At 63.5% G+C, this 14,248-nt stretch carries 9 protein-coding genes and 2 riboswitches; of the genes, 3 read left to right on the plus strand and 6 right to left on the minus strand.

What is annotated here, in order from left to right:
• Positions 1-182: 182 nt before the first annotated feature.
• Positions 183-1,688 (plus strand): hypothetical protein, encoded by a 1,506-nt coding sequence (locus tag UP10_RS27045; RefSeq protein WP_044590327.1) that lies wholly within the window; start codon positions 183-185, stop codon positions 1,686-1,688.
• Positions 1,689-1,728: 40 nt separating this feature from the next.
• On the opposite strand, the gene UP10_RS27050 is transcribed toward UP10_RS27045, so the two are convergent.
• On the minus strand, positions 1,729-2,895 hold the full coding sequence (locus tag UP10_RS27050; protein WP_082077273.1) for a ribonucleotide-diphosphate reductase subunit beta: 1,167 nt from the start codon (positions 2,893-2,895) through the stop codon (positions 1,729-1,731).
• A 21-nt stretch (positions 2,896-2,916) separates the two neighbouring features.
• Complete coding sequence (locus UP10_RS27055) at positions 2,917-5,793, minus strand: ribonucleoside-diphosphate reductase subunit alpha (RefSeq protein ID WP_044590263.1); 2,877 nt, start codon at positions 5,791-5,793, stop codon at positions 2,917-2,919.
• 116 nt (positions 5,794-5,909) lie between these two features.
• A riboswitch (cobalamin riboswitch) is annotated at positions 5,910-6,131 on the minus strand.
• Between the two features lie 133 nt (positions 6,132-6,264).
• Positions 6,265-6,466: riboswitch (cobalamin riboswitch) on the plus strand.
• Between the two features lie 111 nt (positions 6,467-6,577).
• Between UP10_RS27055 and metE the strand changes: the two genes are divergently transcribed.
• Positions 6,578-8,920: a 5-methyltetrahydropteroyltriglutamate--homocysteine S-methyltransferase gene (gene metE, locus UP10_RS27060; RefSeq protein WP_044590264.1), complete on the plus strand. Its 2,343-nt coding sequence runs from the start codon at positions 6,578-6,580 to the stop codon at positions 8,918-8,920.
• 48 nt (positions 8,921-8,968) lie between these two features.
• On the plus strand, positions 8,969-9,166 hold the full coding sequence (locus UP10_RS27065; RefSeq protein ID WP_044590265.1) for a hypothetical protein: 198 nt from the start codon (positions 8,969-8,971) through the stop codon (positions 9,164-9,166).
• A gap of 78 nt (positions 9,167-9,244) precedes the next feature.
• Here the strand turns inward: UP10_RS27065 and UP10_RS27070 are convergent, their stop codons facing one another.
• The 4 genes from UP10_RS27070 to tilS all read right to left on the minus strand — a co-directional run bounded on the left by UP10_RS27070 (position 9,245) and on the right by tilS (position 14,217).
• Entirely contained in the window at positions 9,245-10,444 is a 1,200-nt protein-coding gene (locus tag UP10_RS27070) for an ABC transporter substrate-binding protein (protein WP_044590266.1), read from the minus strand.
• A gap of 139 nt (positions 10,445-10,583) precedes the next feature.
• Positions 10,584-11,003, minus strand: a complete 420-nt coding sequence (locus UP10_RS27075) for a DUF3052 family protein (protein ID WP_044590267.1) — start codon at positions 11,001-11,003, stop codon at positions 10,584-10,586.
• Between the two features lie 12 nt (positions 11,004-11,015).
• Positions 11,016-12,938 carry an ATP-dependent zinc metalloprotease FtsH gene (gene ftsH / locus UP10_RS27080; RefSeq protein ID WP_044539476.1) on the minus strand — a complete coding sequence of 641 codons (1,923 nt, stop codon included), beginning with the start codon at positions 12,936-12,938 and terminating at the stop codon, positions 11,016-11,018.
• 256 nt (positions 12,939-13,194) lie between these two features.
• Entirely contained in the window at positions 13,195-14,217 is a 1,023-nt protein-coding gene (gene tilS / locus UP10_RS27085) for a tRNA lysidine(34) synthetase TilS (protein WP_044590268.1), read from the minus strand.
• Positions 14,218-14,248 lie beyond the last annotated feature (31 nt).

The following is a 14,248-nucleotide window of genomic DNA, read 5'->3' on the forward strand; positions in this document are numbered from 1 at the left end:
ATCGGCTGATCCTTCGATCACTTGCGTCCCACATGGCCCGGCACATCGGATTGGCACATCCGCGGACACGGTCGCAGCCGCGGCACGTGGCATGCGAAGTTTACCCGAATTTATAGGAAATCATGGTCCTGTACGGCGGCGTCGCACCCGAATTTGTCCGCGGTCAAACCAAGAAAAGGTCCATGTCGATCTCCATCACCAGCAGCGTGACGAACCGAAGCATGGCTCGAGGGCTGGTACCGCTCTGCGCCGGCGCCGGCGTCTATCTGTTCTTCCTGTCCGCAGGCGAGATCCTGCTGCGCGACTCCGACTCGATGTGGCAGATCCGGATCGGGCAGTGGATCCTCGACAACGGGGCCATGCCTTACACGGACGTGTTCTCGTTCACTCGCTTTGGCGAGCCTTGGATCTCGAGCTCATGGCTGTCGCAGGTGCTCTATGCGATCAGCTACGGGCCGGGCGATTGGGCCGGCCCGGTGATCCTGTCTTCGATCGCGGTCGGAGCAACCATCACGATCTTCCTCTATCTGCTGAGCCCATATTTCGACCCGGCCCGCGCGATCCTGATCGCGGCTCTGGCGCTGCTGGAATCGGCGTCTCACTTCTTCGCGCGGCCTCACGTGCTGGCGCTGCCGTTCCTGCTGGCCTTCATCGGCGGGCTGATGGTGGCCGCGGATCGTCGCACCCATCCATCGTGGTGGCTGCTGCCGCTGATGGCGATATGGGCCAATCTGCACGGCGGCTTCGTGTTCGGCCTGGCGTTGATCGGCCCGATCGGCCTGGAGGCGCTCTGGAGCGCCGAGCCAAGCCGCAGGCTTCAGCTTGCCGTGCGCTGGGGGCTGTTCGGCCTGGCCGCGCTGGTTGCGAGCTGCCTGACGCCGTATGGCTGGAATACGCCGATGGGTGCGCTGAAGATTCTCAGCCTCGGCAAGCTGCTGTCGCTGATCTGGGAATGGATGCCGGTCGACTTCAGCAAGTTCACCTTTTTTGAAGCCACACTGCTCACGCTGATCGGCGTCGCCTTCTATCGCAAGCTGACGCTCTCGGTGCCGCGGATCCTGCTGCTGGTCGGACTGATCTGGATGGCCATCTCACATGTCCGCAACATCGAGGTGTTCGCGTTCCTGGCCCCGCTCGTTCTGGCCAAGCCGATCGCCGAACAATGGGGAACCGCCGAGGCGGGCGGATCCGCGATCGAGGAGGCCCGGTCGGCCCCGCTTATCACCATCCTTGCAACAGTGGCGATCATTGCGGGCGGATGGACGTCGACGAAAATCTTCGTCGCGCAGCATCCCTTTATGTTCCTTCCGAGCGTAACTCCCGTTGCGGCGGTCGATCTGCTCCAGAAGCGGCACGCGCAACGCATCTTCAGCACCGCGCCGTTCGGCGGCTATATGGTCAGCCGCGACATGAAGGTATTCATCGACGGTCGCGCCGAATTGTACGGCGAGCAGTTCGTGCTCGCTTATTTCGACGCGACCGAAGCCCGCAACGTCGGCCAGTTGCTGGGCCTGCTCGACAAATATCAGATCGATGCGACGCTGCTGAACCCGACGTCACCAGCGGGTTATGCGCTGGATCACGTCAAGGGCTGGAAGCGGCTGTACAAGGACGACTTCGCCGTCATCCACGTCCGATCGGATGAGACCAAAACGAGCGCCCTTCCCGCCGCGGAGAGCTCGAACTGATCGCGGAAGGCGCGCCGTCTTCAGACGGCGCGCGAGCGTTTCACTCCCAGTTCAACGCGCCGCCGTTCTGGTATTCGATCACGCGCGTCTCGAAGAAGTTCTTCTCCTTCTTCAGATCCATCGCTTCCGACATCCAGGGAAACGGATTCTCCGCCTCCGCGAATACCGGCGCCAGACCGATTTGTGCACAGCGCCTGTTAGCGATGAAGTGCATGTATTGCTCGCACAATGCGGCGTTCAACCCGAGGAAGCCGCGCGGCATGGTATCGCGGCCATAAGATGCCTCGAGCTCCGCGGCCTCGCGGATCATGCCGCCGACTTCGTCCTGGAATGCCGACGTCCACAGATGCGGATTCTCGATCTTGATCTGGTTGATCACGTCGATGCCGAAATTCAGGTGAATGCTCTCGTCGCGCAGGATGTATTGATACTGCTCGGCGATCCCGACCATCTTGTTGCGACGGCCGAGCGAGAGGATCTGCGCGAAGCCGGTGTAGAACCACATGCCTTCGAAGATCACGTAGAAGGCGACGAGGTCGCGCAGGAACGCCTGATCGGAAGCGGGTGTGCCGGTCTTGAAATCGGGATCGTCGAGATGCTGGGTATGCCTGATCGCCCACGCCGCCTTGTCGGTGATCGCAGGTACCTCGCGGTACATGTTGAACAGCTCGCCCTCGTCGAGGCCGAGGCTTTCGACGATGTACTGGAAGGTGTGGGTGTGCACCGCCTCCTCGAAGGACTGGCGCAGCAGATATTGCCGGCACTCCGGATTGGTGAGGTGACGGTAGATCGCCAGCACGATGTTGTTGGCAACCAGGCTTTCGGAAGCCGCGAAGAAGCCGAGATTGCGCTTGATGGCACGGCGTTCGTCCTCGGTGAGGCCGTCGCGTGATTTCCACAGCGCGATGTCGGCCTGCATCGAGACCTCGGTCGGCATCCAGTGATTGTTGCAGCCGGCGAGGTATTTCTCCCACGCCCATTTGTACTTCAGCGGGAGCAGCTGATTGACGTCGGCGCGGCAATTGATCATCCGCTTCTCGTCGACCGAGACGCGGCCGCCGCGGCGATCGATCGCGCCGAGGCCAGTCGCGTCAGCAGGAGCGGCAGGCGCAGCCGCAAAAGCCGGCGGCGCGACAAAAGCCTGCGGCGCTTGCAGTGCCTGCGGCGCTTGCCGCAGGGTGGTCTGGGTTTCTGACCAGTCGAGCATCATCTTGTCCTTATTTTTCGCTTACTGGCAGGCTTCGCATTCGGGATTGTCGATCGAGCAGGCGATCGCTCCCGACAAGTCCGGCGCCGGCGACATCAGCGTCACCGACGAGACCGCATTGAGCTTGCCGTCGGTGCCCTTCAGCGTCGACTTCTCGACATGCGTCGCGCTGCGCGAGCGCAGATAGTAGGTTGTCTTCAGACCGCGCGACCACGCCAGGCGATAGAGCGAATCGAGCTTCTTGCCGGACGGATTGGCGATGTAGAGGTTGAGCGACTGCGCCTGGTCAATCCACTTCTGCCGGCGTGAGGCCGCCTCGACCAGCCAGCTGGAGTCGATCTCGAAGGCGGTCGCGTAGAGGGCCTTGAGGTCGTCCGGGATGCGGTCGATGGTGCCGACGCTGCCGTCGAAATATTTGAGGTCGTTGACCATCACCTCATCCCACAGCCCGCGCGCCTTGAGATCGCGCACCAGGAACTCGTTCACGACCGTGAAGTCGCCCGACATGTTGGATTTGACGTAGAGGTTCTGGTAGGCGGGCTCGATCGACTGCGCGACGCCGCAGATGTTGGAGATCGTCGCCGTCGGCGCGATCGCCATCACGTTCGAATTGCGCATGCCGACCGAGGTGACGCGCCCGCGCAAGGCTGCCCAGTCGCGGGTGCTGGAGCGGTCCATATCGAGGCCGCCACGGGCGTCGGCGACAAACTCGATCGAATCGATCGGCAGGATGCCCTGGCTCCACAGCGAGCCGTCGAACGAGGGATAGCGCCCGCGTTCGGCGGCGAGATCGACCGAGGCCGAAATCGCGTAGTAGGAGATCGCCTCCATGCTGGTGTCGGCGAAGGTCACAGCGGCATCCGACGCCACCGCGATCCGCAACGCCTGCAACGCGTCCTGGAAGCCCATCAGGCCGAGACCGACCGGGCGGTGCCGCAGGTTGGAACGGCGCGCTTCCGGGATGGTGTAGAAGTTGATGTCGATGACGTTATCGAGCATCCGCATCGCCGTCGTGACGGTCTTCTTCAGCCTGATCTCGTTGAGCCGGCCGTCCTGAATGTGATTGAGCAGATTGATCGAGCCGAGATTGCAGACCGCAGTCTCGTCGTCGGACGTGTTGAGCGTGATCTCGGTGCACAGGTTCGAGGAGTGGATCACGCCAGCATGGCGCTGCGGCGAGCGCAGATTGCAGGGATCCTTGAAGGTGATCCAGGGATGACCGGTTTCGAACAGCATGGTCAGCATCTTGCGCCAGAGGTCGACGGCGCGGACCTGCTTGAACACCCGCATCTCGCCGCGCGCAGCCTTGGCTTCATAGTGCGCATAGCGCTCGGCAAACGGCTTGCCGTAGAGGTCGTGGAGGTCGGGCGTCTCGTCCGGCGAGAACAGCGTCCATTCGCCGTCGGTTTCGATGCGCTGCATGAACAGGTCAGGCACCCAGTTCGCCGTGTTCATGTCGTGGGTGCGGCGGCGGTCGTCGCCGGTGTTCTTGCGCAAATCGAGGAATTCCTCGATGTCGACGTGCCAGGTCTCGAGATAGGCGCAGACTGCGCCCTTGCGCTTGCCGCCCTGGTTGACGGCGATCGCGGTATCGTTGGCGACTTTCAGGAACGGCACTACGCCCTGGCTTTCGCCATTGGTGCCCTTGATGTGCGCGCCGAGCCCGCGGACGCGCGTCCAGTCGTTGCCGAGCCCGCCGGAATATTTCGCCAGCAGCGCGTTGTCCTTGACCGACTTGAAGATGCCGTCGAGGTCATCGGCCACGGTGGTGAGGAAGCACGACGACAGCTGCGGCCGCAGCGTGCCGGAATTGAACAATGTCGGCGTCGAGGCCATGAAGTCGAACGACGACAGCAGATCGTAGAACTCGATCGCGCGGGCCTCGCGGTCGATCTCGCGCGAGGCAAGTCCCATGGCGACGCGCATGAAGAAGGCCTGCGGCAACTCGATGCGGTTGTTACGGACGTGCAGGAAATAACGATCGTACAGCGTCTGCAGCCCGAGGAACTGGAACGACAGATCGCGCTCGGGCTTCAGCGCCGCGGCGAGCCGCGCCAGGTCGAAGCGGCCGAGGTCGGCGTCAAGCAGCTCGGCCTTGATGCCGGTCTTGATATAGGCCGGGAAATACTCGGCATAGCGCACGGCCATGTCGGCCTGCGACGCGTTGGTCGGTACGTCGTGGACGTAGGACAGCACCTCGGTGCGGAGCTTGTCGAGCAACAGGCGGGCGCTGACATAAGCATAGTTCGGCTCCTGCTCGACCAGCGTGCGCGCGGCCATCACGGAGGCCTGCGCCAGTTCGTCCTGGCTGATGCCGTCATAGACGTTGCGCTGGGTCTCGGCGATAACGGGCGCGGCGTCGACGCCGTCGAGCCCGGCGCAGGCCTCGTTGACGATCAGCGCAAGCCGCGCCTGGTCGAGCGGCACTTTGGTGCCATCAAGCCGTGTGACATGGATCGTCGGCCCGGCTACGGGCTTCGCAACCTTCGCCGCGTCCTGCTCGGCGCGCTGCCGGGTGCGTTCATCGCGGTACAGCACATAGGCGCGCGCGACCTTGTGGTGCTCGCTGCGCATCAGCGCCAGCTCGACCTGGTCCTGCACATCCTCAATATGGAAGGTACGGCCCTCGCTTATCCGGCGCGCCAGCGCGCCGACGACCTCGGCGGTGAGCTGCTCGACGATCTCGTGGACGCGGCGTGATGCTGCTGCGGTATGCCCCTCGACCGCCAGGAACGCCTTGGTCATCGCCACCGAAATCTTGCTGGCGTCGAATCTCGACACCGTACCGTTGCGGCGAATCACCTGCATCGGAAGCTCGGCGTCCGGCGCGGCAAGCGATTCCGGACGCAGGAGGATGAGCGGCGCTGGCTTAACTTCGCGATCGAGAGAGAGTGACATCGTGCAGACCCCATGCATGTTTTGTTGGGGCTGGATGTCGAGGGGACGCCGCATCAACCGGCGGCAACGCGCCGGCATGGCAATGCAAGCGACCGCCGGGACACCCCGCCCGTGGACGTAGATTCGGTGTCCCGGCAGGTCTCCTGGCTTGCAGGTCGCTGTTGCTCCCTCGTCTTCCCAATGCGGTGTCGCATCAGTGACTTAACAGGGCGGGAACAACTCACTGCTTACAGTTGCGGGGGCAGCGCCGGATTTTTACGGGTCTACCCGTAGTTCACCGACTTCCCTCTTAGCCACCAAATCTAGGGATATGGCGGACCGTGACGCCTATATCTGGTGTGATTTGAGGACGGGTGTCAACGGCCCGAACCGCTTCAGTGAAAAATTTTTGAAATCTGATCGGCAGCCCTGTGGGAATCGGTGGGTAAGTCGGGTCAAGCCCGCGTGTGTTGACGCGCCCATCATGTTGTCGATAAGTGGGCGCGTCGTGGTTCTTCGAGAGGCACTTTCTTTCGAAGCTAAGAGGGAAGCCGGTGTAACGCCGGCGCTGCCCCCGCAACTGTAAGCGGTGAGCCACCGTTCAACTTCAGCCACTGAAGCGAAAGCTTTGGGAAGGCCGGAACGGTAGCTGAGACCCGTGAGCCAGGAGACCTGCCTCGACAACATACACGTCCACGGGCGGGGTGTCCCGGTGGTGCGGTTGCGACCCCGCACGCGCACTCCGTGTTTGCGGAGTCCAGACGTGTCACTACGGCCTTTGCCCCCAACTTTTGGGGTTAAGCCAATGTCTTCTACAATCTCTTCACTTGCCGTTGCCACGCTCGGAACGCCGCGAATCGGCCCGCGCCGCGAACTCAAGGTCGCGCTGGAAAGCTTCTGGTCCGGCACATCAAACCAACCGGCTCTGATCGAGACCGGTATCGGGCTGCGCGCCGCCAACTGGGCGCGGCAGAAGAAGCTCGGCGTGTCGGTGATTCCGTCGAACGATTTCTCGTTCTACGATCAGGTGCTCGACACCTCGGTCATGGTCGGCGCGATTCCCGAAGTCTACGGCTGGACCGGCGGCGCGGTGCCGCTCGCGACTTATTTCGCGATGGCGCGCGGCGCGGAAGGCCACGCACATGACCCTGCCTGCAGCCATGCCCATCACGGCCACGGTCACGGCGTTCCGGCGCAGGAAATGACCAAGTGGTTCGACACCAACTACCACTACATGGTGCCGGAACTGTCGAAGGATCAGCAATTCAGCCTCGCCTCACGCAAGCCGATCGAGGAATACCAGGAAGCCAAGGCGCTGGGCTATCAGACCCGGCCGGTGCTGGTCGGTCCGGTCACGTTCCTGAAGCTCGCCAAGAGCAAGGATGCCGGCCCCGACACTTTGTCGCTGCTGGACCGGCTGCTGCCGGTTTATATCGAGGTCCTGCGCGAGCTCGCCAAAAGCGGCGCCGAGTGGGTGCAGATCGATGAGCCCTGCCTGGTGCTCGATCTCGACGATGCGGCGCGTAGCGCGCTGCGCCATGCCTATGCGGAGATCGCCAAGGCGGTGCCGCAGGTCAAGATCATGCTGGCCAGCTATTTCGGCAGCCTGGGTGAGAATCGCGACACCGCCTTCGCGCTTCCGGTCGCCGGCCTGCATCTCGACCTCGTGCGCGCGCCCGAACAGCTCGACGACCTCGCTCGGTTGCCCGCCGATCGTGTCGTATCGCTCGGCGTGATCGACGGCCGCAACATCTGGCGCGCCGATTTGGGCAAGATCCTCGACCGGCTCGAGCCTGTGATCGCAAAGCTCGGCAAGGACAGCGTGCAGATCGCGCCCTCCTGCTCGCTGCTGCACGTTCCAATCGATCTCGGGTTAGAGGCCAAGCTCGACGCCGAAGTGAAGAGCTGGCTCGCCTTCTCCGTGCAGAAGATGGAGGAACTGGCAGCGCTGGGTAGCGCGCTTGCCGGCGGCCGCGGTCCGGTCGAGACCACCCTGAAGGCCTCGGATGCGGCCGCAGCCGCACGCAAAATCTCGCCGCGGATTCACGACGCCAAGGTCGCGCAGCGTCTCGCTAGCGTCGATGCAGCGATGCGCCGCCGCGCCAGCGCGTTCGGAGAACGTGCCGGCACGCAGCATGCGCGTTTCAACCTGCCCTCGTTCCCGACCACGACGATCGGCTCGTTCCCGCAGACACCGGAGATCCGAAAGGCGCGCGCGGCCCATGCCAAGGGCGGGCTAAGCGATGCCAACTACAAGACCTTCCTGCAGGAGCAGACCGCGCTGGCCGTGCGCTGGCAGGAAACCATCGGCCTCGACGTCCTCGTCCATGGCGAGTTCGAGCGTAACGACATGGTGCAGTATTTCGGCGAGCAGCTGTCGGGCTTCGTCTTCACCGAGAACGCCTGGGTGCAGTCCTACGGCTCGCGCTATGTCAGGCCGCCGATCCTGTTCGGTGACGTGTCACGTCCGAAGCCGATGACGGTCGAATGGTGGCTGTACGCGCAGTCGCTGACCAAGCGGCCGATGAAGGCGATGCTGACCGGACCGGTCACCATCCTGAACTGGTCCTTCGTTCGCGACGACATCCCGCGCAGCGAAGCCTGCCGGCAGATCGCATTCGCGATCCGCGATGAGGTCGGCGACCTCGAGACCGCCAGCGCCGGCATGATCCAGATCGACGAGGCGGCTCTGCGCGAAGGCCTGCCGCTGCGCCGCTCCGAGTGGACAACCTATCTCGACTGGGCCGTGGAGTGCTTCCGCATCTGCTCGTCCGGCGTTCGCGACGAGACCCAGATCCACACCCACATGTGCTACTCCGAGTTCAACGACATCATCGACGCAATCGGTGCGATGGACGCGGATGTGATCTCGATCGAGACGTCACGCTCGAAGATGGAGCTGCTCGACGCCTTCCGGAACTACCGCTATCCGAACGAGATCGGGCCGGGTGTCTATGACATCCACTCGCCGCGCGTGCCCGAGGTCACGGAGATGACCGAGCTGCTCAAGCTCGCCCGGCAACGGCTGTCCGATGCCCAGCTCTGGATCAATCCGGATTGCGGCCTGAAGACCCGCAAATGGGAAGAGGTCCGGCCCGCCCTCGTCAACATGGTCGCCGCCGCCCGCGAACTCCGCGAGCTGGCGTAGCGCAACTCCCGCCTGCCCCGTTCAACCCCGCATATCGAGAGAGACGTCATGCGCTTCTGGATCGAATGCACGAGGTTTGCAACGGGGCAGGCCATTCACATCAACATCGCGCTGGTCGGCTCGATGTGGCGCGACGGCGAGCGCACCGTGCTCGCCCTCGTCGGCGGCGACGGACAGACGATCGAGCTGAGTGAAACGCCGGAGCAGATTCTGGAACGGCATTTCGGGGCGATGAGAACGGCGTAAGCCAGCAACTACTTCGTCATTGCGAGCCAACGGGGCGCGCGTTCGCGCGACCCGTTGGCTCGCAATGACGCAACAGATTCAATTCCCCGTCTGCAGGTCGCCAAACCGGTCCCAATTCTTGCCGTTGAAGCGCATGAACTGCATCTGCTCGACCGGCACATGGTCGGTCGGCGAGGTGTTGATCCTGATGCCCGGCAGCAGCATCGGCAATTCCAGGTCCTTGATCGAATAGGCCTGCTTCAGGATGTTCTCGGTCGACAGATCATTGCCGCAGGCCTTCAGCACGGCCTCCAGCGCCATCGCGCTGTTATAGGCGTTGACGTAGTTGGTGTCGTGCTGGTCTGCGTCCGGCACGTATTTGGTCATGAATTCGCGCCAACCCTTCATGCCGGCATCGTCCTTCCAGGCGGGATCGTCGGGGTCCTTCACATAGGCTGTGGAAATAATGCCGGTGCCTGCCTCGACGCCGGCAGGCTGCATCACGGTCGAAATCCAGACCGCGGTATTGGAGAGGAAAATCATCGGTCGCCAGCCGATCTCATAGGCTTTCCGGATCGACTGCGCCGCGAATTTCGGCGTCGCCGCGATCACGAAGACGTCGGCGTTCGACGCCTTCAGCTTGACGATCTGCGAGTCGATCGTCGGGTCTGATATCTCGTAGGTCGCACCGGTGACAAGAGCGTCATATTTCTCGCCGAGCACGTCCTTCAAGCCGGCGAGATAATCGCGACCGTAATCATCGTTCTGCGAGATCACGGCGAATGTCGCGTTCGGATTCTTCGCCAGCGCATAGCGTGCATAAAGCCGCGCCTCGTAGCGGAACGGCGCCTGCACCCCCATCACGGCCTGCGGAAATTGCGCGATGTCGCCGAATTTCGAGGCGCCGGAAGCCAGGAACAGCTGCGGGATGTTCTTGCCCTGCAGGTATTTTGCGATCGCGGTGTTATGCGCGGTGCCGATCGAGGAGAAGATCAGCGCGACCTCGTCGCTCTCGACCAGACGGCGGGTCTGCTCCACCGTCTTCGGCGGCGCGTAGGAATCGTCGAGCGAGATCAAATTGACCTTGCGCCCATTGATGCCACCGCGTTCGTTGACCATCTTGAAATAGCCGGCCTCACCTTTGCCCAGCGCACCGAACGCCGACACCGGCCCGCTATAGGGCATGGTCTGGCCGATCCTGATTTCGGTTGCGGTGACGCCGCGCATCTCGGCGGCGACGGAAGCGGCAGGCAGCAGCAGGAATGAAACGGCGGCAAGCGCGCCAAATGCCTTACGCATCGGCTTCCCCTCCCCTGATTCTTTCACCGCGCTTCTTGGGACGCGGCCGTGCCGTTAACCGGCCGAGCAGAGGATGCCACGGCGCCCTAATGGACGCCAATCATAATCATGATGCTTTATAAGCAATGATGAGCGGCGGCTATTTCGATGCCTTGTCGCGCTCCTTGACGGGAATCACGAACTTCAGCCCCGACCAGACTTCATCAACGGCGCAGACCTTGATGTCGACGAGACCAGCCGCAAGCCCGGTCTCACGCACCACTACATCGGTGAGATCGGTCGTGACGCCCGAGCTCTTCTTCGGCCACGACACCCAGATCATGCCCTCAGGCGCGATCGCTTGCCGATAGCGGCGTAGCTTGACGGCGAGCCCCTTAGCCTCGACCGCGAACAGATGCACGGCATCGAGCGGCCCGTTCGCGGTCGTTGCCATCCGCACATCGGCGGGCAGTTCACCGACGACGTCGCGATAGGCAACGGACAAACCGTCCACAAAAATGCAAAAGCCCGGCTTGAGGCCGAGCTTCTGCACAATCGATTTGCCGGAAGTGCCGGCCATGGCTGTGGGCGCTTAAGCCTGCGGCTGCGGCTCCAGGCCGGGGTCCGGATCGGGACGCGGGCGCGGCTTGCCGGCCGGCGGTACAGCGGACGCGCGCGGCGTCGACGGCTCCAGAACCGACTCACGGTTCGGCTTCTTGCCTTTGAGCAGATCCTGAATCTCGTCGCCAGACAGCGTCTCGAATTCGAGCAGGCCCTTTGCGAGAGCTTCAAGGTCGGCGCGCTTCTCAGTGAGGATCCGCGTCGCTTCGTTGTAGCCTTCTTCCACAAAGCGCCGGATCTCGTTGTCGATCTTCTGAACCGTCGCCTCCGACGCGTTCTGGGTTCGCGACACCGACATCCCGAGGAACACCTCGTCCTGGTTTTCGCCATAGGAGACGGTGCCAAGCGCCTCGGAGAGGCCCCAGCGCGTCACCATCATGCGAGCTAGGCGTGTTGCCTGCTCGATGTCGGAGGACGCACCCGAGGTGACCTTTTCGCGGCCGAAGATCAGCTCTTCGGCGACACGGCCGCCCATCATGATGGCGAGACGCGAGGTCATCTGCTCCAGCGACATCGACAGCTTGTCGCGCTCAGGCAGCTGCATCACCATGCCCAGCGCACGGCCGCGCGGAATGATGGTCGCCTTGTGGATCGGATCGGTCGCGACGACGTTGAGGCCGACGATGGCGTGGCCGCCTTCGTGATAGGCGGTCAGCATCTTCTCTTCTTCCGTCATCACCAGCGACTTGCGCTCGGCGCCCATCATGACCTTGTCCTTGGCCTCTTCGAACTCGGACTGGGTCACCATGCGCTTGTTGCGACGCGCCGCGGTCAGCGCCGCCTCGTTGACGAGGTTCATCAGATCGGCGCCGGAGAAACCGGGGGTGCCGCGCGCGATGGTCTTGAGGTTGATATCCGGCGCCAGCGGCACCTTGCGGACGTGAACCTTGAGGATCTGCTCGCGGCCGACGACGTCCGGGTTCGGCACCACCACCTGACGGTCGAAGCGGCCGGGACGCAGCAACGCGGGATCTAGCACGTCGGGACGGTTGGTCGCCGCGATCAGGATCACGCCTTCATTGGCCTCAAAGCCGTCCATCTCGACCAGCAACTGGTTGAGCGTCTGTTCGCGCTCGTCATTGCCGCCGCCGAGGCCGGCGCCGCGATGGCGGCCGACCGCGTCGATTTCGTCGATGAAGATAATGCACGGCGCATTTTTCTTGGCCTGCTCGAACATGTCACGGACGCGGGAAGCACCGACGCCGACGAACATTTCGACGAAGTCCGAACCCGAAATGGTGAAGAACGGTACGTTGGCTTCGCCCGCGACCGCACGCGCGATCAGGGTTTTGCCGGTGCCGGGAGGGCCGACCAGCAGCACGCCGCGCGGAATCCGCCCGCCGAGCCGCTGATATTTGCCGGGGTCGCGCAGGAACTCGACGATCTCCTGCAGATCCTGCTTGGCCTCGTCGACGCCGGCGACGTCCTCGAAGGTAACGCGGCCATGCGCCTCGGTCAGCATCTTGGCGCGTGACTTGCCGAAGCCCATCGCCTTGCCGGCGCCGCCCTGCATCTGCCGCGACAGGAATATCCAGACGCCGATCAGCGCGATGAACGGCAACCAAGACACCAGCAGCGACACGAACCACGGCACGTTGTCGCCCGGCGGCTTCGCGGTGATCTGCACCTTGCCGTCATACAGGCGCTTCACCAGCGTCGGATCGCTCGGCGCATAGGTCTGGAAGCTCGAGCCGTTGGTGAAGGTGCCGTGGATATCCGGCCCCTGGATCACGACGTCGCGGACATGGCCCTGATCGACTTCGGTCAGAAGCTGCGAGAACGAGATGTCCTGCGAGGAGGTGCGCTGGCCAGGATTCTGGAACAGCGTGAACAACGCCAGCAACAGCAAAACGATAATGACCCAGAGGGCGAAATTCCGCAGATTGGCGTTCATTGTCTTCCTTCGTGGTCGCGCGGATCGCGGCCTCTACTTATCCTTGGGCAGGCTCTGTGGGAATCCCCGAGGAATCTATCCCGTCGATGATATCAATTTAGGTGCCGCAGGGGTCGATGCCAAGGGAACCACGCAGGACTATTTAACGCATCCTAGCGCGATTCCCGGTCAAATAATGGCGCCAAATCTGGTGTTTTCCGGGGTTAGTTAAGCCTCCCCACCGGATTATGACAGCGATTGAAACAATCGGCCAAACTCACCCGGAACGCGTGCGGCGGCGCGGCGCCGGCTCGACCCGGATACGGCCGCCGGCAACGCTGATAACCGCCCCCGCCAGGGTCTGTTTCAGCCTTGGCCCGCGCTCCGCCACGGCGCGATCCAAAGCCGCAAGCAGGGTTTCGACCTTGCCGAGCTCGGCAGGCCCTTCGTGTCCGGTCCGGTCAATGGCGCGCTTCAGGAGGCGAAGGCGGATCTCCTCGGGCATCGCCGTAAACAACACTGCGTCGAAGCCGGCGCGAGCGGCACCTTCGCCCTTCAACGCAAGATAGCGCTCGGCGCCGTCGGCGAGCACCTCCACGGCCGCATTGGCGCGCGCAAGCCGCGCCGCGAGCCGCGCCAGGTTCCGTGCGTCACCGCCCTCTTCCGCCAGCGCCGGCATCAGCGCCCGCAGCCGCGGACGCGTGAAGGCTGGATCGCGATTGGTCGGATCGTCGGCAAAACCGACGCCAGCCTTCTTCAGCGTTGCGATCAACTGTGCCTTGGAGATATCGAGCAAGGGCCGCGCCAGCCGAACCCCTTCCCGCTCCGTCTCGCGCGCCATCGCCGCCAGGCCCGCGATGCCGCTGCCGCGCAGCATCCGCATCAACAGCGTCTCGGCCTGGTCGTCGCGGGTATGCGCGGTGAGGACGTGGGTGGCACCGTGCTTGCGCGCGGCCTGTGCCAGCAAGCGATAGCGCGCCTCGCGGGCGGCCGCCGGCAATCCGGTGCTCGGCTTGGCGCCGGTCCAGCGCAATGTTTGATGCGGCAGCTCCAGACTTTGCGCCAGCCGTTTGACGTCGCGGGCCTCGCGGGCGGCCTCCTTGCGCAGGCCGTGATCGACGGTGACGGTGATCAATCGCGGCCCGCGTGCGAGGGCGCGGCGCCAGCGTGCGGCAAGCCACATCAGCGCCACGGAATCGGGACCGCCCGACACCGCGAGCACGATCGCGGGCGCGGACGCCAGGCCCGCGAACAGCCGTTTGGCGTTTCTTGCCGGGATGGCGGATTGGTCGTCAGGCATCGCAGGACCAGCATGTCGTGAGAGGCCGGAA

The organism is Bradyrhizobium sp. LTSPM299, assembly GCF_000938235.1.
GTDB lineage: Bacteria > Pseudomonadota > Alphaproteobacteria > Rhizobiales > Xanthobacteraceae > Bradyrhizobium.